24 protein-coding genes and 1 pseudogene are annotated in these 22130 nt (G+C 39.9%); 12 read left to right on the top strand and 13 right to left on the bottom strand.

Translation table 11 applies throughout. The features are described from left to right. Positions 1-214: 214 nt before the first annotated feature. The 4 genes from hflX (at position 215) to RMB13_RS13235 (ending at position 3174) form a co-directional block, all read left to right on the top strand. Positions 215-1558 (top strand): ribosome rescue GTPase HflX, encoded by a 1344-nt coding sequence (hflX, locus tag RMB13_RS13250; RefSeq protein WP_004638715.1) that lies wholly within the window; start codon positions 215-217, stop codon positions 1556-1558. Positions 1559-1591: 33 nt separating this feature from the next. Continuing rightward, positions 1592-1963, top strand: coding sequence for a hypothetical protein (locus RMB13_RS13245; RefSeq protein WP_004638713.1), 372 nt, complete (start codon positions 1592-1594; stop codon positions 1961-1963). Positions 1964-1973: 10 nt separating this feature from the next. Further along, positions 1974-2648, top strand: a complete 675-nt coding sequence (locus RMB13_RS13240; RefSeq protein WP_005043360.1) for an LrgB family protein — start codon at positions 1974-1976, stop codon at positions 2646-2648. Between the two features lie 82 nt (positions 2649-2730). Then, positions 2731-3174: a DUF2147 domain-containing protein gene (locus tag RMB13_RS13235; protein WP_311085464.1), complete on the top strand. Its 444-nt coding sequence runs from the start codon at positions 2731-2733 to the stop codon at positions 3172-3174. Between the two features lie 90 nt (positions 3175-3264). Here the strand turns inward: RMB13_RS13235 and RMB13_RS13230 are convergent, their stop codons facing one another. From RMB13_RS13230 to pdxA, 3 genes are read right to left on the bottom strand one after another with little or no spacing between them, the layout of a single operon-like run. Next, positions 3265-4107 (bottom strand): symmetrical bis(5'-nucleosyl)-tetraphosphatase, encoded by an 843-nt coding sequence (locus tag RMB13_RS13230; protein ID WP_311085460.1) that lies wholly within the window; start codon positions 4105-4107, stop codon positions 3265-3267. Next, positions 4108-4920, bottom strand: coding sequence for a 16S rRNA (adenine(1518)-N(6)/adenine(1519)-N(6))-dimethyltransferase RsmA (gene rsmA / locus RMB13_RS13225; protein WP_003656092.1), 813 nt, complete (start codon positions 4918-4920; stop codon positions 4108-4110). A gap of 23 nt (positions 4921-4943) precedes the next feature. Next, on the bottom strand, positions 4944-5927 hold the full coding sequence (pdxA, locus tag RMB13_RS13220) for a 4-hydroxythreonine-4-phosphate dehydrogenase PdxA (RefSeq protein ID WP_311085459.1): 984 nt from the start codon (positions 5925-5927) through the stop codon (positions 4944-4946). A 173-nt stretch (positions 5928-6100) separates the two neighbouring features. Here pdxA and rplM point away from each other — a divergent pair, with 173 nt between their 5' ends. The 5 genes from rplM to RMB13_RS13195 all read left to right on the top strand — a co-directional run bounded on the left by rplM (position 6101) and on the right by RMB13_RS13195 (position 8872). Next, complete coding sequence (rplM, locus tag RMB13_RS13215) at positions 6101-6529, top strand: 50S ribosomal protein L13 (protein ID WP_003656097.1); 429 nt, start codon at positions 6101-6103, stop codon at positions 6527-6529. A gap of 12 nt (positions 6530-6541) precedes the next feature. Continuing rightward, positions 6542-6928: a 30S ribosomal protein S9 gene (gene rpsI / locus RMB13_RS13210; RefSeq protein ID WP_002048725.1), complete on the top strand. Its 387-nt coding sequence runs from the start codon at positions 6542-6544 to the stop codon at positions 6926-6928. A gap of 175 nt (positions 6929-7103) precedes the next feature. After that, positions 7104-7757, top strand: coding sequence for a glutathione S-transferase N-terminal domain-containing protein (locus RMB13_RS13205; RefSeq protein ID WP_132068698.1), 654 nt, complete (start codon positions 7104-7106; stop codon positions 7755-7757). 6 nt (positions 7758-7763) lie between these two features. Further along, the gene (locus tag RMB13_RS13200; RefSeq protein WP_056481847.1) at positions 7764-8195 is read left to right on the top strand and encodes a ClpXP protease specificity-enhancing factor; all 432 of its coding nucleotides are present in this window, start codon (positions 7764-7766) and stop codon (positions 8193-8195) included. 17 nt (positions 8196-8212) lie between these two features. Beyond that, positions 8213-8872: a hypothetical protein gene (locus RMB13_RS13195; RefSeq protein ID WP_311085458.1), complete on the top strand. Its 660-nt coding sequence runs from the start codon at positions 8213-8215 to the stop codon at positions 8870-8872. A 52-nt stretch (positions 8873-8924) separates the two neighbouring features. Here the strand turns inward: RMB13_RS13195 and RMB13_RS13190 are convergent, their stop codons facing one another. Genes RMB13_RS13190 through RMB13_RS13165 form a run of 6 tightly spaced genes read right to left on the bottom strand, consistent with a single transcriptional unit; the run spans position 8925 to position 17297 of the window. Beyond that, entirely contained in the window at positions 8925-10865 is a 1941-nt protein-coding gene (locus RMB13_RS13190; RefSeq protein WP_311085457.1) for an acetyl/propionyl/methylcrotonyl-CoA carboxylase subunit alpha, read from the bottom strand. Between the two features lie 18 nt (positions 10866-10883). Then, positions 10884-11720: an enoyl-CoA hydratase-related protein gene (locus RMB13_RS13185; protein WP_311085456.1), complete on the bottom strand. Its 837-nt coding sequence runs from the start codon at positions 11718-11720 to the stop codon at positions 10884-10886. Between the two features lie 15 nt (positions 11721-11735). Continuing rightward, a complete protein-coding gene (locus tag RMB13_RS13180) occupies positions 11736-12893 on the bottom strand; it encodes an acyl-CoA dehydrogenase family protein (RefSeq protein WP_311085455.1) in 1158 nt (385 codons plus the stop codon). A 42-nt stretch (positions 12894-12935) separates the two neighbouring features. Continuing rightward, the gene (locus RMB13_RS13175) at positions 12936-14549 is read right to left on the bottom strand and encodes a carboxyl transferase domain-containing protein (RefSeq protein WP_311085454.1); all 1614 of its coding nucleotides are present in this window, start codon (positions 14547-14549) and stop codon (positions 12936-12938) included. A gap of 10 nt (positions 14550-14559) precedes the next feature. Further along, on the bottom strand, positions 14560-15471 hold the full coding sequence (locus tag RMB13_RS13170; RefSeq protein WP_311085453.1) for an SDR family oxidoreductase: 912 nt from the start codon (positions 15469-15471) through the stop codon (positions 14560-14562). Positions 15472-15491: 20 nt separating this feature from the next. Next, complete coding sequence (locus tag RMB13_RS13165; protein ID WP_311085452.1) at positions 15492-17297, bottom strand: acyclic terpene utilization AtuA family protein; 1806 nt, start codon at positions 17295-17297, stop codon at positions 15492-15494. 186 nt (positions 17298-17483) lie between these two features. Between RMB13_RS13165 and RMB13_RS13160 the strand changes: the two genes are divergently transcribed. The 3 genes from RMB13_RS13160 to RMB13_RS13150 all read left to right on the top strand — a co-directional run bounded on the left by RMB13_RS13160 (position 17484) and on the right by RMB13_RS13150 (position 19151). Continuing rightward, positions 17484-18083 (top strand): TetR/AcrR family transcriptional regulator, encoded by a 600-nt coding sequence (locus RMB13_RS13160; RefSeq protein WP_311085451.1) that lies wholly within the window; start codon positions 17484-17486, stop codon positions 18081-18083. Next, the gene (locus RMB13_RS13155) at positions 18080-18589 is read left to right on the top strand and encodes a GNAT family N-acetyltransferase (protein ID WP_311085450.1); all 510 of its coding nucleotides are present in this window, start codon (positions 18080-18082) and stop codon (positions 18587-18589) included. Before RMB13_RS13160 ends, RMB13_RS13155 begins: the two co-directional genes overlap by 4 nt. Before the next feature lie 67 nt (positions 18590-18656). Continuing rightward, entirely contained in the window at positions 18657-19151 is a 495-nt protein-coding gene (locus RMB13_RS13150; RefSeq protein WP_311085449.1) for a hypothetical protein, read from the top strand. Between the two features lie 66 nt (positions 19152-19217). On the opposite strand, the gene RMB13_RS13145 is transcribed toward RMB13_RS13150, so the two are convergent. The 4 genes and pseudogenes from RMB13_RS13145 to RMB13_RS13130 all read right to left on the bottom strand — a co-directional run bounded on the left by RMB13_RS13145 (position 19218) and on the right by RMB13_RS13130 (position 21956). After that, positions 19218-20381: an acyl-CoA dehydrogenase family protein gene (locus RMB13_RS13145; protein WP_311085448.1), complete on the bottom strand. Its 1164-nt coding sequence runs from the start codon at positions 20379-20381 to the stop codon at positions 19218-19220. Positions 20382-20517: 136 nt separating this feature from the next. Beyond that, positions 20518-21081, bottom strand: coding sequence for a DUF4256 domain-containing protein (locus tag RMB13_RS13140; protein WP_311085447.1), 564 nt, complete (start codon positions 21079-21081; stop codon positions 20518-20520). 20 nt (positions 21082-21101) lie between these two features. Then, positions 21102-21452: a GFA family protein gene (locus RMB13_RS13135; RefSeq protein ID WP_311085446.1), complete on the bottom strand. Its 351-nt coding sequence runs from the start codon at positions 21450-21452 to the stop codon at positions 21102-21104. Between the two features lie 155 nt (positions 21453-21607). After that, positions 21608-21956 (bottom strand): annotated as a pseudogene (locus RMB13_RS13130) (DUF2007 domain-containing protein). Positions 21957-22130: the final 174 nt, after the last annotated feature.

Here is a 22130-nt window from a genome sequence, read left to right as displayed (position 1 = left end):
AATTTTCACTAACGATCAATCATTGTTATACCCATCTCGAGCATTCTATACGTTTCAGAATAAACTTGCATTGATGATAGAGAACGGGAAATAAAATAAATTCAGACATCTCTAACTACATTTAACTAATCTAAAGGATAAGAACAAACGCTTTCCCCTTTTGCTCAAGTTTCATCTAGAATAAAGTTTTCCCATTTTCAGGATTTATAGCCACGTGGAATATGTTGATCGGCATCAAGGCGGTGAACGCACAATTTTAGTGAGTGTTTCTGTACAATTATTAGATGATCTGGATGCCGAAGAGTTTGCTCTACTTGCACAGTCTGCTGGTGCAGATATCCTTGAACATATTAAGGTTCAGCGAAATAAACCCAATCCTAAATTTTTTATTGGCTCAGGGAAAGTCGAAGAAATTGCCGAGCGAGTTCAGGAGCTAGAAGCAAGTCTGGTGATTTTTGACCATGCTTTGTCACCCGCTCAAGAACGAAATTTAGAAAGAATATTAAAATGTCGAGTCATTGACCGTACTGGCTTAATTTTAGATATTTTTGCGCTGCGTGCCCGTACGCATGAAGGTAAATTACAAGTCGAACTTGCTCAGCTTAAACATTTATCTACGCGCCTTATTCGCGGTTGGTCAGCAGACTTTGAGCAACAAAAAGGTGGTATTGGCTTACGTGGTCCTGGTGAAACACAACTAGAAACAGATCGTCGCCTCATTCGTGTTCGTATTGCCCAATTAAAAGATAAATTAGAAAAAGTACATCAAACCCGTATACAAGGGCGTGCTGCAAGACAAAAGGCAGCCATTCCAACTGTGTCGCTAGTTGGTTATACCAATGCGGGCAAATCAACTCTATTTAATATTTTAGCGAAAAGTGATGTCTACGCAGCCGACCAACTATTTGCAACACTCGATCCGACATTACGTCGTTTAGAATGGGATGGTATTGGTACTGTCGTGTTAGCAGATACGGTAGGTTTTGTACGAAACTTACAACATGATTTAGTTGAATCATTCAAAGCAACACTTGAAGAAACACTTGAAGCCACTCTATTACTGCATGTTATTGATAGTAATAGCCATGACATGCTTGATCAAATTGAAGCAGTTGAAGGTGTATTAAAAGAGATTGGCGCAGATGCTCCAGTACTTCGGGTATACAACAAAATTGACTTAAGTGGTGAAGAAGCCAAAATCATTTATGCAGAGCCACATGTACCAGATCGAGTTTATGTTTCTGCTCATGCTGGCCTTGGTCTAGAATTACTTCAACAAGCAGTGCAAGAATGTTTAATGGGTCAAATTCAACATTTTTCACTGATTCTTAAACCTGCTTATGGCAAATTGCGCACCCAACTTTATGCTTTAAATGTGATTCAGTCTGAACACTATGATGATGCTGGCTTATTGCATATTGATGTACGCATTGCCCCACATAAGTTAGAAAAGCTTATTCGCCAAGCAAAACTGCCCTTAGAGGAAATCTTGGGAGAACGTGCTAGTCAATTTAGCCGTCCCTTGGAGGAGTTTGAAATCAAGGGTCAGATCAGTTAAAACTTGATAAGTAAACTTTTAGAGATAAAAAATATGGATAAGATCAAAAGTATAGACTGGACAGCATGGGTAGCAACTTTACTACTCATTATTGGTTTTCGTGAAGGCTCTGTCATCGTCATGCGTGCTTTTGGTCATCCAGAATTGGGGAATCTCGTTGGCTTAATCAGCTTACTCACTATTTTGATTATCTGGAGAAAGTTCAAAAAAATCCCTCTACGGATAGTCGATACGAATAATAAAATTATGAAAGAAAGTGGATTTGCCTTTTTACCCGTTTGTGCTGGCTCCTTAATTATGTTGGTGCATATGGGTAAAGAAATTCCACTATTCCTTTTTGTTTTAGTAGTCAGCACCCTTATACCTTTGTGGGTCTATGCAAAAATGGCAAAACGTTGGTTATAAGGAGAATAAAATGTTTACGATTTTTTACGGTTTTTTAATCACATTAATTGGTTATCTCTGTGCAAAACCTTTAAACCGACGCTTTCCGCAAGTTCCACTTTTAGTTTTCGGCATGTTCATTGTCATTGCCTTACTTTCAGTTTTACAAGTCCCTTATGAACAATATCGTCTTTATGTGAATGAGTTATTTAGCCATTTATTGGGATATGTGACTGTAGCCTTAGCCATTCCTTTAGCTGCAATGCGTTACGATGACCTTCCAATTAAATCGGTCATTGGTATTTTATGTTTTGCAAGTATTAGCGCTGTTGCTTTGCCTATGGGCCTCGCTTATTTATTGCATATGTCGGAACCTACCATTCTTGCATTTGCAACCCGTGCGGTGACTACCCCTATCGCCCTGAATATCGCAACGTTATTACATGCTCCTGAAACACTGGTAACCCTTATTGTTATTTTATCTGGGGTTATTGGAGCGGCTTTTTCACCATTTTTACTCAAGCATATTCATGATGAGCGTGCTTCCGGTTTAGCCTTAGGTTTAGCTGCGCATGCCATAGGAACAGCTCAAGCTTGGCAACGCGGTCCAGTTGCGGGTCGCTACGCTGCATTTGGTATGGCTTTGAATGGCGTATTTACTGCGATTTGGCTACCTACATTAATGTTGTCACTCGGAACACCATAATTAATAAGCCTATTAAATAAACATTGAACGGTATATAAATTCGCAATAAGATGACCTTTCAATGTTAAAAGGATTTTTAATGATGGGGAAAATTTTTATTGGAGCTTTGCTCTTATTGGGGATCAATACTGCTACATTTGCAGCAGATATTACAGGTCTTTGGCAAACAATTGATGATAAGACTGGTGCGCCCAAAGCACAGGTAGAAATACGAAAAGAAGCAAATGGAAGTTATACGGGAAAAATTGTTAAAGTTACACCACGGCCTGGTTATACGCCTAAAGAGATTTGTGATAACTGCCCTGCGCCCTATACCAATAAACCAATTTTAGGTTTGGATATTGCAACTGGCTTAAAAAAGACAGATGAGCTTAATTATACAGGCGGGAAAATTCTAGATCCGAATACGGGCAAAGTTTATGGGCTTAAAGCAAAACTTAGCGCAACTGGTAAACGTCTTCATATGCGTGGATATCTAGGAATTTCTGCTTTGGGACGTAATCAAATTTGGTTACGCGTAGAATAAAAGTTAAAAATAAAAAAGCCGCTTATGCGGCTTTTTTATTTTCACTCGGGTACAACCTTCGTCTTGTGCTCATGAAAAGCATTGCTTTTCCTATATCCGCTCAGGATTATCGACAGCAAAGATTTCTTTATCTTCAAGGCGATAAGCCATTAATTTTCGTCCCCAAACACAGCCGCCATCAATGTTCTGGATTTGCTCATTGATGCTTCTACCTTCTAGTGCAGCCCAATGACCAAAAATAATCTGATGAGTCTGAGCAGCTTTACTTGGAAATTCGAACCAAGGTAAATAGCCTTCTGGCATTGGCGCATCTAGAGCATCTTTAAAACTGAACTCTAAAGCTCCTTCTGCGTTGGTTAAACGCATGCGAGTCAAATAATTGGTAATACAACGTAAACGTGCTGAACCCGTTAGATTGTCTTCCCACAAATCGGGTTTTGAACCATACATTTCTGCTAAAAAAGCATCCAATAAAGATAAATCTTGATGTGAGAGTACTGCTTCAACCTCTTTTGCTAGCGTTGCAGTTTTTTGTGCATCCCAAATGCAAGGTATGCCCGCATGAGTAAGAATTGTGTGCTCGTTTGGGAATAAACATAAAGGTTGTTTACGCAACCAGTCGATTAATTCATCGCCATCAATTGCATCAATAACATCCTGCGTGCGATCTTTTTCTTTAATCTCTTTTAAACCACGTGCACCCGCAATTAAAGTGAGGTCATGGTTTCCGAGTACAGTTGCAGCAGCTCCGCGGTCAGCAAGTTTTTTAACAAAACGTAAGGCACCCACTGAGTTTTCGCCACGAGCGACCAAATCACCTGCAAACCATAAAAAATCTTGGTCTGGATCAAAACGTATTTCTTTAAGTAAGGCTTTCAGAGCATCAAAACACCCTTGTACATCGCCAATCACATAATTAAAACGTTTAGTCATTTATCCCACCATTTGATCGGCTAAAGCAACAAATTGAGTAAGTGTTAAAGTTTCAGGACGGGCCATCGGATCAACGCCTGCTTTTTCAAAGCCATCTTCAGCGATCATACCTTTAAGACTATTTCTTAGGGTTTTACGACGTTGGGTAAATACATGACCAACCAACCGAGCTAAAGCTTTTTCATCTTTTGCAATAATTGGCTTTTGTTCATAGGGAACAAGGCGGAAAACAGCACTCGTTACTTTAGGTGGTGGGTTAAATGCGCCAGCTGGCACTTCAAATAAAAACGTTGGTTGGCAATAATACTGAATCATTACCGACAAGCGACCATATTCTTTTGTGTTTGGCTCAGCCGTAATACGGTCAACCACCTCTTTTTGGAGCATAAAGTGCATGTCTTTAACTTTACTGCCAAATTCCAAGAGATGAAAAAGTAATGGGGTTGAAATGTTATAAGGTAAATTACCAACCACACGCAATGGTCGACCATCTTTTACCAGTTCGCTAAAATCATATTTTAATGCATCAGCTTCTATAATCGTTAAACGTTCAGGATGTGGAACGCGTTCTGGTAAGCCTGCTGCTAAATCACGATCTAGTTCAACAACTGTTAATGCATCACATTCTCCAATTAAAGGAGATGTTAATGCGGCCAAACCAGGTCCAATTTCGACAACATTTTCACCCGCACGCGGATTTACCGAGCGCACGATTTTGGCAATGACTCGCTGATCATGTAAGAAGTTTTGACCAAAACGTTTACGAGCTTTATGCCCTTCATCTTTCGGGTTTAGGGCATTAATTTGATACATAGAACATTTCCAACATGAAAAATTTAGCTCGCTGCCAAAGATAAAGCTAAATCGACAGCGACATTTAAACTTGAGCTTTTTGCCAAACCGGTCCCGGCCAAAGACAATGCCGTGCCATGATCGACCGAAGTTCGGATGAATGGCAAACCCAATGTAATATTGATGGCCTCACCAAACCCTTGTGATTTTAACACAGGTAGACCTTGATCATGGTACATAGCAAGTACAGCATCAGCATTTTTAAGATGTTCAGGAGTAAATAAGGTATCCGCAGGCAAGCTTAGGCTCATTTTTATTCCTTGTGCCCGATAACTTTCAAGTACTGGATTAATGGTATCAATCTCTTCGCGTCCCAAATACCCATCTTCACCCGCGTGAGGATTTAATCCGCAAACAAGTACGCGCGGATCCATAATCTTAAATTTAGTTTTTAAATCATGTAATAAAATATCAATGACCTGATGCAAACGATCTTTGGTAATTGCATCTGCAACATCTCTTAAGGGCAAATGTGTAGTAGCCAATGCAACACGTAAAGTCTTAGTCGCAAGCATCATAACGACACGCTCTACACCTGCAAATTCTTGATAATATTCAGTGTGTCCACTAAACAAAATACCTGCATCGTTAATGACCGACTTTTGCACAGGAGCAGTGGCGACCCCAACACTTTTACCAGACATCGCATAATCAGCTGAACGGCGTAATTGTTCTAATACATAAGCAGCATTAGCTGAGTTTAATTGCCCATCAACAACCGCCGTTTCTAAAGGTACATGCTCTATATAAAGTTCACCTGAAGATGATGATTCAGTTTGTCCGGTATATTCTATAAATTGAATATTTATCCCGAGTTTCTGGGCACGTTGTTCTAATAAATTTCGGTCACCCAAAATAACAAGTGGGCGTTCATCAACTCGCTTAGCCAAGCTCAAGCAAATATCTGGACCAATACCAGCCGGCTCACCGGAAGTGACATATAAAGGCAGCACAATCACCCCAGACACATAACGAAAATTTGTTTGATTTTAACATATCCCGCATTCATCAGTTTATGGATTAAATTATATGGCTTAAACTGGATTTTTCTTGTGACTTTGAACAAACTCGTTTAGAATGCTCGCTCCTTTTGTTTGGACAGATTCCATAGTCCAAACCAACTATAATAGGTAGTGGTTTAATGAAAACTCTCAGCGCTAAGCCAGCTGAAGTTCAACATGACTGGTATGTTGTTGATGCTTCTGGCAAAACTTTAGGTCGCCTTGCGACTGAAATCGCTCGTCGTTTACGCGGTAAGCACAAAACTTCTTATACTCCTCACGTTGACACTGGCGATTACATCGTTGTGATTAATGCTGAACAAGTTCAAGTGACTGGTAAAAAAGCACTTGATAAGAAATATTATCGCCATACTGGTTTCCCTGGTGGTATCCGTGAGACTAACTTCGAGAAGTTAATTGCTCACAAGCCTGAAGCTGTTCTTGAAAAAGCAGTTAAAGGCATGTTACCAAAAGGTCCTCTTGGTTATGCAATGATCAAAAAAATGAAAGTGTACGCTGGTACTGAGCATCCGCATGCTGCTCAACAGCCACAAGTTTTGGACATCTAAGGGATACAGCACATGGCTACTAATTATGGTACAGGTCGCCGTAAGACCGCAACTGCACGTGTTTTCTTGTCAGCTGGTACAGGCAAACTCGTTATTAACAACCGTACTTTAGAGCAATATTTCGGTCGTGAAACTGCTCGTATGGTTGTTCGTCAACCTTTAGAACTTTTAGAAGTTACTGAAAAGTTTGACCTTTACATCACTGTTAAAGGTGGTGGTATTGGTGGTCAAGCTGGCGCGATCCGTCACGGTATTACTCGTGCGCTTATCGCTGCTGACGAAACTTTAAAACCTGTTCTTCGTCAAGCTGGTTTCGTTACTCGTGATGCTCGTGAAGTTGAACGTAAGAAACTTGGTTTACGTAAAGCTCGTAAGCGTCCTCAATTCTCTAAACGTTAATTCGTTTATCGAGTTGGACAAAAAGCCTTGGATTTTTCCAAGGCTTTTTTTATTATGAAAATAGAACAATAAAATGCAAACTTATAAATATAAACAAACTATCTCGTTAGAACCGTGATTTCCTAGAGCATTTTTAGTATCCTAATCGATTCACTCAACCACGTCGTCTTGTGATATGTCGGTCGAAAACACCTCTATTCAGGGGATTACCCTTTACAGTCATGCTGATGATTTCCGTTCTCACTGGATTCGTTTCTTATTAGCAGAAAAGCAAATCAAATATCAATTGATCGTAACTGACCATGAAGACGAAGATTTAGCAAGTTTAAATCCTTATAACCAATTGCCGATGCTGGTCGAGCAAAACCTTAAATTATTTTCAGCGCCTATTATTGCTGAATATTTAGATGATCGTTATCGCCAAGGTAAGCTTTACGCAGATGCGCCAATGGTGCGTGCAGAGCAACGTCAATATATATGGAGACTTGAAAACGACTGGTTCAAATTAGCAGATCAGATGTTAAAGCATGCTGATTCTTTAAATGTCGAACAAAAGCAAAAAGCTCAAAAAGAATTACGTGAAACTTTAATTTCACTTACTCCCCTATTTCAGCATTTTCCTTATTTTATGTCTGAAAATTTCACCATCTTGGACTGTATGCTTGCCCCTATTTTCTTAAGGCTAAATAGCATGGGAATCGATTTACCGAAACAGCACTGCCGACCGATACTTTTGTATTGTAAACGTATCTTTGAGAGGCCTTCTTTTGCTAAATCAATGACGGCTCAAGAGAAAAACCGTTACAATGAACTATTAAATATGGAATAGTGTGATATGTCTGAGCAACCTATTGATTTAACCCCTACACGTCCTTATCTTGCTCGTGCAATCTATGAATGGATTTGCGATAACCAGCTTACTCCTTATCTATTAGTGGATGCGACACAGCCACATACAGATGTTCCACAGCAATTTGTTAAAGATGGGCAAATCGTTTTGAATATCGTGCCTCATGCTGTTCATCAACTTCTTATTGCAAATGAATCCATTACTTTTTCTGCCCGTTTCGGGGGGGCATCGAAAGACATTTATGTACCTATTCAAGCAGTTTTAGGTATTTATGCACGTGAGAATGGGCAAGGTTTATTCTTTGATCCTGAAGAATATGCCAATGTAGCGCCTGTAGAAAATACAGTAGAGCCAGAAGTACAAGAAGCTGACACAACATCGACCAAGAAAAAACCAACGTTAAGAATTTTAGATTAAATTTAGAGGAAGAAAGCATGGCATTTGATTTAGTCCAATACTTTGCTGAGCAGATAAAAATTCAAAAGCCTCAGCTTTTAAATCAATATCCAGTTAATGAAAAAAATAAACTGATTGATGAGGTGAATATTCTTACGCTTGGAAAACTGATTAGTTTATGGCGCCAAGATGACAATAAGATTTATCATGAAGTAAAATCGGCAGATCCACTTTATATTCAGGAAGTTGCTCGCCATTTAACAACTTCTAAGCATAACCAGTCAACTTTAAAAAATTCAGAATTAGAACAGAGTATTTCTGAAATTTTAACTTTGCAATTGGCAGAACTTAACCAGCTCGATGAAACAGGCGGTTTTGGGCATAATGGCCTAAAAGAATTAATTTTAGGTCAAGTCGAACATTTATCAGGTCAGGCAGAAGATTGGGTTTGGTCAACAAACCACCTAAATGAATTAATTGGTTCTAAACCTGTGGAACAAGAAGAGCTATCATTGGATACAACAATGAAGGAGTTCAACCAAATGGTTCACCAAGCCCAACCTCATCATGATGACGTGCATATTGAAGAACAAGCTACCGAGATCTCTGTACCGACATGGTCAAAGATTATTGCCCCTGTGGTTGCTTTAGCAATTTTGGGCTATTTGTACTGTGCCTATACACAATTCATTGCTTAAAAATTTGCTTATGCAATCAACTAAAAGCCACCCATAACAGGTGGCTTTTTTATTAAATTTGAATACTAAATAATATTTGCCGTTTTTTTACTTGTTGCCCTTGCTGTCCTAAAATATCTTCGACTACACCATCGACATCAGATCTAATCTGTTGCTGGATCTTCATAGCTTCAAGTACCAGTAAGGTTTGCCCTTTCACGACTTGATCACCTTTATTAACCAAGATATTGATCACAGCACCATCCATAGGCGCACGAATTTTACCATCTCCCGCAACATCAGCCGTTTCTGGAGCAGCGTAAGTCACATTGCGAATCGCAACATTGCCATTGTCTCGATCTAAATAAAGCTGATCACCGTCTAAAACATATTGAACACGGCGGCGTATACCATCAACAAAATACGTTAGCTGCTCGTCTGTCTTTTCAATGACTTCAATACAAACAGTTTGATCACAGAGCTGTACCGTGAATGTGTTATTTACAGATGAAAGCTGTAACTGGATTTGCTGATCGTCATATTTTATTTTTAAGGGTAATGGAACACCAAGTCCAGTTTGCCACACCGCAGTACCTTTACTTTGGCTAAATAATGCCGCGGCAATAGCCAAGGTTTCTAAAGATAAAACCTGAGAGTTTAAGCTGTCGTCATCTTGAAAATGCTGTTGAATGAATGCGGTATTCGTATCACCAGCGACAACGACTGGATGACGTAATAAATTGACCAAGAACTGTTTATTGCTGTTCACGCCCAGCAAAACACAATCATCTACAGCACGAGCCAGCAGACGAATCGCATCCTCTCGAGTTTTACCGTATGCAATCACTTTAGCCACCATCGGGTCGTAGAAAGGGCTAACTTCATCTGTTGCTAACATGCCATGATCAATTCGTACATTTGGCAAAATTGTGGGCTTCCAACGTAAAACTTGACCTGTTTGCGGTAAGAAATCTTGACGTGGATCTTCAGCATACAAGCGCACTTCGATTGCATGTCCCTTGATGGAAAATTCATGTTGTTGCAATGGTAAATGCTCGCCATTGGCGACACGCAATTGCCATTCAACCAAATCTAATCCTGTAATAAGTTCAGTAACTGGATGCTCAACCTGCAAGCGTGTATTCATTTCTAGAAAATAGAATTCACCCGATGCATCAAGCAAAAACTCAACAGTTCCCGCGCCTACGTAAGCACATGCTTTGGCAGCAGCAACAGCGGCCTCTCCCATTTGCTGACGCAGTTCGGGTGTCATGACTGGACAGGGTGCTTCTTCTACAACCTTTTGGTGACGGCGTTGAATCGAACAATCACGCTCAAACAAATATACATAATTGCCATGCGTATCGCCAAAAACTTGAATTTCAACATGGCGCGGTGCAATCACTGCTTTTTCTAAAATAAGCTCACCTGAACCAAATGCATTTTCAGCTTCTGAACGTGCAGTTTGTAAAGCCTCTACAAGCTCGGATGGCTGCTGAACCAAACGCATACCACGACCACCACCGCCAGCAGAAGCTTTCACCATTAGCGGGTAACCAATCTGCTCTGCTTGTGTAGCCAAATATTCAAGGTCTTGACGATCTCCCTCGTAGCCCGGCACACAAGGTACACCCGCTTCAATCATAGCAATTTTTGAAAGTCGTTTACTCCCCATCAACTCAATTGCAGAGGCTGTCGGACCAATAAAAGTGATTTGATTGTCGATACAGGCCTGAGCAAAATCGGTATTTTCTGACAAAAAGCCATAACCTGGGTGTACAGCATCCGCGCCTGTTTTTTTGCAAGCTTCTATAATTTTGGCAATTGAAAGATAAGATTCAGATACTTTAGAAGCTCCAATATAAACTGCTTCATCAGCTTCTTGCACATGGCGAGCATTACGGTCTGCATCGGAATAGACCGCCACAGTTTGATAACCCATTGCCTTTGCTGTCTGCATCACCCGAACTGCTATTTCACCACGATTGGCAACCAGTACTTTTGAAAATTTCATTATTTTTATCCTTATCTTTTATTGCTCATCGGCCCAATTCGGCAAACGTTTTTGAATAAAAGCCATCGTTCCCTCTTGCCCTTCAACACCACCAACCGCTTGAGCAAATTGTTGCGCAGCATCATCAAGCAAATGATTCAATGGTTCATTGAGTGTTCGATGTAATAGTGCTTTCGTTATACGTGAAGCTTGTGGTGCAGCGCGTTTAATTTGCTGAATAGTTTCCTGTAATTCCTGCTCTAGCTCTAATTCATTATGAGCAAGCTGATGAACTACTCCGACACTGAGCGCCGTAGGTCCTTCAAAACGCATCCCCAACAAAGCAAGTCGTCTAGCCTGAGTTAGACCAATACGCTTCACTACAAAAGGAGCAATCTGCGCAGGAATTATTCCTAGCCCAGTTTCAGGCAATCCAAACTGGGCATTGTCACGGCTAATCGCAACATCGGAAACACATACCAGACCAAAACCACCACCTAGAACAGCCCCTTCTAAAATCACCACAACCGTCTGTGAGGCGGTTTCAACTTGCTCAAGCATGGCACCAAAACGGCGGTTAAAATCAGCATAAGGTTGTAGGCTACCGATATTGCTCGCTTCAACTCTCAAAGCTGCCATATCTTTAATATCACCACCTGCGCAAAAAGTTCCTCCTTCACCACGGATGATGACCGCACGAATCGAAAGATCATCATGAATAGCAGCAAAGACCTGTTGAATAGCATTAACCATATTCAAATTCATGGCATTACGGCTCTCTGGTCGGTTTAACCAGAGGTATAAAATACTACCGTCCTGTTCTAATTGAATGCTGTCATCAATATCTAAAGCTTGTAGAGATTTGGAAAGTGTCATGGCTTATTCCTTATTTTATTTCTGTTTTTTAGGCAGGATGTCCATCAACTTACAAATAATCCCCAACATAATCTCATCTGCCCCACCACCAATAGACCCCAAGCGACCGTCACGGTAAAGCTGAGATGCGGGGTTATCCCACATAAAGCCATTGCCCCCCCAATATTGCAGACAACTATCCGCAACTTCACGAGTTAGACGTCCTGCTTTTAATTTTGCCATTGAAGCCAGCATGCTGACATCTTCACCTGCAATGTGTTGTTCACACGCTTGGTAGGTTAATGCTTTTAGTGCTTCCACTTCAGTCATAAGTTCAGCAAAGCGGAAATGGATATATTGATTATTGATGAGTGGCTGACCGAAAGTGGTACGCTCTTTGGTATAGGCAATGGTTTTTTGAATTAATGTTTCCAATCCTCCAATCGAATTGGCACATGCCCACAGACGCTCTTCCTGAAATTGCATCATCTGCATCATAAAGCCCATGCCTTCTGCACCGACTAAATTACGCTGTGGCACACGCACGTTATCTAAATAAACTTGTGCTGTGGTGGTTGAACGCATTCCTAATTTATTGAGCGGTTCTGAAAAACTGATGCCTTTAGTTTTTGCGGGTACAATAATCATCGATTTATTGACGTGTGGTTTATCATCAGAAGTGTTGGCTAAAAGGCAGAAAAAGTCGGCTTGTAATGAGTTGGTAATCCACATTTTGCTGCCGTTAATCACATAATCATCACCATCTTTTTTGGCCGTAGTTTTAATTGCCGCCACATCAGAACCAGCATGAACTTCAGATACAGCAATCGATGCCACATATTCCCCAGCAATGGCTGGTGTTAAAAACTCATCACGTAATTCTTTATGACCAAAACGTGCGAGAGCTGGTGTTGCCATATCGGTTTGTACACCAATCGCTAAAGGCACGCCCCCACAAGCTGCACGGCCAATTTCCTCGGCAACAACAAGGTTATAAGAATAATCTAAAGCTAAACCACCATTTTCTTCAGGCTTACAAATCCCTAATAAACCCAGGTCACCCATCTTTTTAAATACATCATGAATCGGGAAACGACCCGCCTCTTCCCATTCTGGAATATTCGGATTTAGCTCATTTTCAACAAATTGACGAGCTGTACGGCGTAATGCTTCATGTTCGGCAGTAAATTTCATTACATTCTTCCTGATAATTTTTTTAATTGCAGTAAAAGTTGATTAAAAGCGAGACACTCCAAAACGGCTTAGATTCAATGTCCGCTGCTGTGCTTCATAAATGGTTTGTAAAAGGAAAATCAGTAATTTTCGGGTATCGCGAGGGTCAATAATGCCATCGTCATGCAACATGGCAGTGTTGAAAAGTGCGGTAGACTGTTGCTCCAATTTCATGGCTGTACTTTGCTCCAGAAAATCGAGCATTTGAGGATTAGGCTCCTGACCTGAAGCTTTTTGCTTGCCTTCGGCTACAATACGTAAAACTTTTCCAGCCTGAGCGGCGCCCATTACAGCAACATGTGAATTCGGCCAAGCAAAAATAAAGTCAGGTGATAAACTACGTCCACACATCGCATAGTTGCCAGCTCCATACGACCCAGCTACCACAATCGAAATTTTCGGCACGGTACAATTGGCAACAGCTTGAATTAATTTTGAACCATGTTTGATAATACCGTTTTGCTCTGCATCTGTTCCCACCATAAAACCAGTGGTGTTATGCAAGAACAATAGCGGACGCTGTGTCTGTTCACACAGGTGAATAAACTGAGCTGTTTTCGCCGCACCTTGAGGGGTAATCGGACCATTATTGGTGATAATACCGATATGCAAGCCACCAATTTTTGCCCAGCCACAAACAGTTAAATCATCATATTCTTGCTTAAATTCAAGAAAATCTGAATCATCAACAATCCGGGCTACCACCTCTTTCATATCAAATGGTTGTTTAGGATCACTTGGAATCACACCCAATAATTCATCGGCATCGTAACGAGGTTCTTTATAGACTGCATCAACTGGTTTGATCTGTTCTTTCCAGTTCAGATGCTCAAAAATTTCACGTGCAAGTCGAATACCATCGGCATCATTTTCTGCCAAATATTCAGCGGTTCCGGCAATTTGAGAGTGCATTTCCGCTCCACCCAATTCTTCAGCCGTTGCCACTTCACCAGTTGCAGCCAAGAGTAATGGAGGGCCTGCAAGAAGCATTTCGGTTTGTTTACGTACCGCAATGACATAATCAGAAAGCCCAGGTTGATAAGCACCACCTGCTGTCGCATTACCATGTACAACAGCCAGTTGTGGAATACCTTCTGCAGAAAGGCGTGCCTGATTGGCAAAGGTCATACCACCGTAGGTAAATACTTCTGCTGCATAATTTAAGTTAGCGCCACCACTTTCGGTTAGCGTAATCAGCGGAAGTTTTTGTTCCAAAGCAATTTTTTGCAAACGCAAAGTCTTCTGCACTCCCATGGGCGACATGGTTCCACCCTTAATTGCACTATTACTTGCAGAGACTAGGCAACGCACACCACTAACAAAACCAATGCCAGCAATCACACCACCACCAGCTTCCGAGCCATCTTTATCATCATGCATGTTGTAGCCAACTAAACCACAAAGTTCGATGAAAGGAGAGTCGGCATCTAGCAATAACCGCACGCGTTCATGCGGCAAAATTTTGCCTTTTTTATCGAACTTTGCTTTAGCGGCGTATGATTTATCAATGCTTTTTTGCTGAATTGCACGGACCTCACTCAACTGAGCAAGTAGAGCATCTTTATTCTTTTGATACTGTTCACTACCTACAGCAATTTCAGATTGGAGAATGGTCATTCTTTATTCCTCACTCCAAGCCTGAATTATTGTTTTGCTCGGCTTTTTCAGTCTTATCTTTTTTAAAAATTTCAGGTATAAACGCACGATGGAAACCGTTATAAGATTCGCTATTTGTCGCATCGCTTAGCGGATACATTCGCGTTCCTTGTGATGCGGCCCCATCAATACGTAAGGTCACACCAGAGACAAAAGCCGCAGCATCAGATAACAAATAGCAAATTGCTGATGAGACTTCCGACTCGGTTCCCATACGCTTTAGAGGTACATTGCCAGCAAGACTTGGAATAATCACCTTGGCAAAATCACCGCTATAATTATCCATGCCTGATGAAACAATCCAACCCGGCGCTACAGCATTCACTCGAACGCCAGATTTCCCCCACTCGACCGATGCTGTTTTGGTTAAGTTATCAACCCCCGAACGTGCAGCACCTGAATGCCCCATTCCTGGCATGCCGCCCCACATATCGGCAGTCATGTTGACAATACTGCCACCATGTTTTGCCATCCATTGGTTATAAGCTTCACGCATTAAATAGAAAGTTGAATGCAGATTATTACGCACGACTGCATCAAAGCCGTTCGCAGAGATATTCTCTAACGCCGAAGGAAACTGACCGCCCGCATTATTAACTAAACCATCAAGCTTGCCGAACTTCTCAATCACTTCAGCAATCATATTCTTAACTTGTTCTTCTTCTCGGTTATCACACACAATAAAATGAACGAGTCCGCCATCTTCTGTAATTTCTTGGCTTATTTTTTCCAGTTTTTCAATTTTGCGTCCTGTAATTACGACTTGGGCTCCTAATGCGGCAAGCTCATGGGCAGTACAACGACCAATTCCTGAGCCACCACCGGTCACAATAATGACTTTATTGGCAAAGGCATCTGGTCTAAAAATTGATTGATAACTCATCTTTGTTTCATCCATTCATTTTATTTTTCTAAAAGATTTGCCGGAACTTTTACAGGCATATCCAATAATTGTTGAGCAAATGCTTTGCCTTGTGGATCAATACGCAGGCTTGCAACACCACCCCCACCCAAGGCATTTTCCAACATAAAATTCAATGTCTTTAAACCCGGCAATTCATAACGAATTACTCGTCCTTTTTCAGCATCCAAAACGTGTTGCATATAGCTTGCAACAGCTTGCTCTGTGAGTGCTGCACGAATCCAAGGTAAATATTCTGCTTTACGCGCAATGACCCCAATATTGCTATGATTGCCTTTATCACCACTACGAGCATGTGCAATTTCAATTAAAGGGACTTCTATTTCATTACCTTGATAAACTGCTGTTTCACCTGCTGCAAAAGTATTTAATTGCTGAGTAGAAGACCCTTTAGGAATTTCAACAGGATAGCGTTTCCCATCCAAATCAACTTCGACATTGACCTGATTTTTATCAATTAAAAATGAAAATAACTTAATCACTGGAGATGCCTTAGGCCGTCCTCCAACAATGCCAGCCAAAGCTGGAGCCATTCCTGTTGAAGCCTGTGCAATTTCAGATGCAAAGAACATACAAGCTTCTTTAAACATGTGTTTTACAGCTATTTTGACGACCACTTCGCGGCTATTTAATGCTTGGGCATGTGCGCCATAAGTACTTTCGATGCCTAAAATTTCAACAGATTTTTCACTAAAAGGAGGTACTGAACGCATGGCCAACACACGCTCACATTTAGTTAAAATGGCATCGGCAATGACTTGCGCTTTTTGTGGTGCTTCACGCCCTGCAATTAGAAAACTGACTAAAACCCGATAGCCATCAGGATAAGTTGCACTCACTTTATATTGTGCTGTAGGTGCTTGCCCTGTTGCACCAGTCACACGCACTCGATGCTCACCAACTTGTTCTAGGTGCACCTGACTAAAATCAGCAATCACATCTGGTAATAAATAGGCTTGTGGATTGCCAATTTCATACACGATTTGCTCTGCAACCGTTGCGATAGAAACCAGACCACCTGTACCTTGTGGCTTTGTGACTACAAATGAGCCGTCCTCACTGACTTCAACCACAGGAAAACCCATATTGTCAAAGCCTTGAACCAAACGCCAATCGGTAAAATTACCGCCTGTACATTGAGCGCCACATTCAATTACATGTCCTGCCAATGAACCTTGCGCCAACTTGTCATAGTCATCGAGCGACCACTGATATTCATGAAGCAAAGGAGCAAGCACTACAGCCGAATCTACAACACGGCCCATAATCACAATATCTGCACCTAAGTTCAAGGCATCGCGAATGGCCACAGCACCTAAATAAGCATTACTGCTCGCCACCTGCTCTGGCAAAGGCTCGTTGCTAAACATTTCTTGAATATTTTGTTGTTTGAACTGTTCTTGCTTTGCTAAAAGATCATCGCCTAAGACCACAACCACTTTCAGGTTTAAACCATATTCACTAATTATTTTTTGTAAGGCATCTCGACAAGCAAGTGGATTTACCCCACCTGCATTACTAATCACCTTAATCTTTTTTTCTGCAATTTTTTTAAGTAGAGGTGCCATTACTCGACTAACAAAATCTAAGGCATAGCCATGTTTCGGCTCTACCATTTTCGCTTTTGCCATAATCGACATTGTAATTTCTGACAAATAATCAAAAACCAAATAATCAATATCGGTTAAATGCACCAATTGAAAAGCAGCAGTATTGGTATCTCCCCAAAATCCGGAGGCACAACCTATCTTTACGACACGCTCATCATCCTGTTGATTACTTGCCATCTTATTTCTCGTTGTTCTGTTTAAAAATTAGCCTCAACATTACCAAGCAAGCGCTTGGTTTGTAAAGAGCAAAATGTTATTGTGATATTGACCAAATCTTCCAAAATCGATAATCATTCTGAAATATGGTGAGATTTAGCAAAAAATTTCAGTATTCATTTTTATTTAAAGGGTCAAACCGCACGCATGATTGCTACTTCAATTGAACAGATTCCAAATATCTCTTGCTTTGATGACAGCCCACGTGGTCGTTTATTACAAGGTGCCGCGTACCTATTTCACAAGCAAGGCTATGACAAAACTACTGTCCGTGAACTAGCTCAATTTATTGGTATTCAATCGGGGAGTTTGTTCCATCACTTCAAAAGTAAAGATGACATCCTTGCCCATGTGATGGAGCAAACCATCATTTATAACCTAGCCCGTTTAGAAGATGCAGCAACTCAATCTACAGATCCAGAGCAACAATTACGTGCCCTAATTAAAGCAGAACTCATCTCGATTACTGGAGATACAGGTGCTGCAATGGCTGTGTTGGTTTATGAATGGTTTGCTCTTTCAAAAGAAAAACAAGATTACCTTTTGAAAATGCGTAATGAATATGAGCAAATTTGGTTAGATGTTATTGAAAAGTTACACATAAAGGGCAAGATAAAGCATGATGCCTTTATTTGGCGACGTTTAGTTGGTGGAGCGATTTCATGGACCGTAACTTGGTATAAACCTGAAGGAAAGGTCAAAATTGATGAAGTGACCGAAATGGTTTGGGAGATGGCTTTGAAATGAGTTCAGTCTATTTACGTAAACCTCAAATAAATGACTTGGCTGAAATTAAAGAAGCTTATGAGCGCAGTGTTCAATTACATCAACCGTGGACATATCCACCATCTGACTTTCAACACTACCTAGCACAAGAACATCGTTATTTCGTTTGTTTAGAGAAAGACCATACAATTGTAGGAACTTTTAATATCTCTAATATTATCAGAGGTTATTTTCACTCGGCTTACTTAGGTTATGAAGTATTTCATCCATATCAAGGCCAAGGATATATGAAAGAGGGTCTAAAGCTATTACTCAAAGAGGCATTTGAAAATTTAAACTTGCATAGACTTGAAGCAAACATACAACCTGAAAATATTGCTTCAATTCATCTGGTTGCAAATGCAGGTTTTATCAAAGAGGGCTTTTCTCGACAATATCTTCGAGTAGGTGGAAAAGAGTGGAAAGATCATGAACGTTGGGCCATTTTAAATGAACAGTGGGTAGAACCTTTGCCACTTAAAACGTAAATCATATATTATATATTTAAAAGAATTACCAATAGATTAGTTATATTAAATGTTAGGTTCGTATTAGATGGTCGATATTGAAACATTAACTGCAATCGTCGGTGCTATTACTGGAATAGCTGGCTCAATAATGGGCTATATTAGTTTACAACGTCTTTCGAAAATTAAATCTTTGGATCTAAGACTTGAATTAAAAAAAGCTGAAACTCAATTAATTTTAACTGTGAATGACTTACCAGAATTATTAACAAAAGCAAAAAGATCACGTGAAGCAATATCATCAGCAATTGGACAACTGCGTTCAGGGGGATTAAAAAAGTGGATTCAAGAATGGGAGACAGACCATATCTCAGCAAAACAAATGATATCAATTCTTCCTAATACAGATTCCGACTATACATCCAACTCTCAACGAGACCTCGAAACAAAGTTAATACTTATTCATCAACAATCTGCTAAAGCAAATGCGTTAAAAGAAAAATATGAAATTGAATTAGAACGAGATGAAAAACAACGAGATAGAATTTATGCTGAATGTAATAGTAGAAATCAAAAGAATTAGAATAAACACATCAAAACTTGAAAAAATGTATTTATTCTATCCTCTGCCGTTCGTGAAGAAAATAAATTAATAACCCAACTGCTTACTAATCAAATCTTTCATGATTTCTTCAGCGCCACCGCCAATCATATTCACCTTAACTTCACGATAAATACGTTCAGACTTAGTTCCACGCATAAAGCCCATACCACCCAATGTTTGTACAGCTGCATCAGCACAAAATTGCATAGTACGTGTAGCAACATTTTTAAGCATTGAAATTTGAGCTACGAGCTCTGGCCCCTGCAACTTTGGTTGAGTCATTTTCCATGCAGTTTCTTCAAGTAATGCCCGTGTTGAGGTCAATTGTGTCGCCATATCCACCAACTTATGACGAACTACTTGATGATCAATTAATCGCTTACCAAATGTTTTACGTTGCTGAGCCCAATCTAAAGCCTCTTCATAACACACCAGTGCATAACCATAAGCCACCACACCTAAGAAAAAACGCTCCATATTAAAGTTATTCATAATTACTTTAAAACCAGCATTTTCTTTACCTAAAAGATTTGATACAGGCACTTTAACTTGGTCAAAATGCAAATGTGCTGTATCTGAAGCCCACCACCCCATTTTCTTTAAAGGTGTTTTAGTGATTCCTTCACTCTGGGCATCAATCAGCAACATCGAAATACCTTCAGCACCCGATTTAGTCGGGTCTGTACGCACCGCAACTGTATAGTAATCAGCGCGAATTCCTGAAGTGATAAAGGTTTTCTCACCAGAAACAATATAATAATCACCCTCTCGAACAGCTTTAGTCTGAAGTGCAGCAACATCTGAACCACCACTTGGTTCAGTAATGGCTAAGGCAGAAATTTTTTCACCAGAAATAATACTCGGGAGAACTCTAGCTTTTAATTCTTCGCTACCAAAATGCTGAATCGGTGGTGCACCAATGGTATGTACCATCAATGAGATATGTACTCCACCAGAGCCAGCCTTCGCCATTTCGACGCCAGCCAGCAATGAATAAAATGGATCAGCATCTGGAATACCACCATATTCTTCAGAAAACCCTAACCCTAATAAACCAATCTCAGCAGCTTTCTTGTATAGTTCTCTTGGAAATGTCTCGGCTTCATCCCACTCATTGACAAAAGGTGCCATTTCTTTTTGTACAAATCGACGAACATTATCAACAAAAGCAATATGTTGTTCATTATAGTAAATTGGGTTGGATTGCATTTTTAGAGATATCCTAATCTTTTTATTTAATTCCAAGGCATATCTTGGCATGTTTAGCATCAATCAAAAGTTGCAAGAATCTCCAATTTCTTGGCATAAAACATCAAACCCAATTATTCTTATTAAAATGCAAAGTCTATACCCTTAAACAGCAACGAAATCCACGAACCGCGTAATATGATTGCGCACCATTATGATAAACAAAAACACGGCCATAACGACGGTCAGCAAAAATCGCTCCATCTAATTGGCGAATCTCATCTGGAGTTGCAAGCCAACTTGATGTTTTAAGATCAAACTCGCCTAACTTTTGTAATTGATGATATTGCTCTTCTGTTAGAAGTTCGACTCCCATTTCTATAGCAATATCGATTGCACTATTTTTAGGCGGGTGATCTTTTCTAGACTCTAAAGCTTCACGATCATAACAAAGACTTCTACGGCCTTTTGGTGTCTCAGGAGAGCAATCCATAAATAAATATTCATCACTCTGTTGGTCATAAGCCACCACATCAGGCTCTCCTCCCGTATTTTCCATTTCTTGCAATGACCATAATTTGTCAGGAGATTTAATTAGTTTAGCTTGCACATGAGTCCAATCTATTCCTTTATGCCGATGTGAATTCTTTTCAAATCTATTTTTTAGTAGCTCAATCAGTGTTTCTATTTGCTTTGAAGCTAATTGCTTTTTAATTACCATTGGATAAATCCTTATATTTATTAAGCTGAACGTCCATCAAAATAATTTATTTTTACTTTTTCTAAATCCATGTCATCTATGCATCGAACATTAATAGCAAAGATAGCATTACCCTTTGCATCTGTACCTTGAGCATAAGGGTGAATACCACAATTTTTGCAGAAATGATGATTAATCACATGTTTATTAAAAGTGTAATTCGCTAAAATATCTAAAGATTCAAAAGAAACCTTAACTTGATTACTCGGTAAGAACCAAAATAAGGCGCCTTTCTTTTGACAGATTGAACAGTTACAAGATAATGCCTCTAATAGCTCACCTTCCACAATAAATTTAACCTGACCACAATGACAACTTCCTTTATATTCCATACCTATTTTCCTTTTTCTCGTGCTAATTTTTTAGAATATTCTTCTTCATACTTCATACTTCATACTTCATACTTCATACTTCATACTTCAATTTTTTATCATTTTGTAGAATTTATTTTCTCTTCATCACCCAAACATATAAATTAAAATAATGATCAACTCCAAAAAGATTGACACCTCTTACATCTATTACCATTTTTAAAAGAGAATAAAGGTAGACCAAAGAACATGAAAGCTAAAAAAAGTTGATTTTTTCCCTTTTGTATAAGCTTCTATATCTCGACTTCCACAATGAGGGCAACATTCTTTATTCTTTCCAAATTTTTGCTCTAACTCATCACTAAAGTCCTTCTCAAGAAGAGCCGTTGATTCCTCAACATAGTCTGCTGGAACTAATAAACGAACTCCACCTAAAGCATTGGAATAAAACCAATCCATATTAATAGTGTGTTCATTTTCAATATATACGGGAATACCAAAAGCTTTTAACTGAGTTTTTGCAATTTGAGCTTCATAAGGAAAAGAGAACGTTTTTAGGCAGTTAAAGTATTACTCCCCTTTTCCAGGCATAAAAAAACACCCTCAACTGTTAAGTTGAGGATGTTTAGAATAATGAGCTGGCGATGACTTACTCTCACATGGGAAACCCCACACTACCATCAGCGCTAAGAGGTTTCA

This window comes from Acinetobacter sp. V102_4, assembly GCF_031799005.1.
Classification (GTDB): Bacteria; Pseudomonadota; Gammaproteobacteria; order Pseudomonadales; family Moraxellaceae; genus Acinetobacter; species Acinetobacter calcoaceticus.
This window is presented reverse-complemented; position numbering and strand designations above follow the sequence as displayed.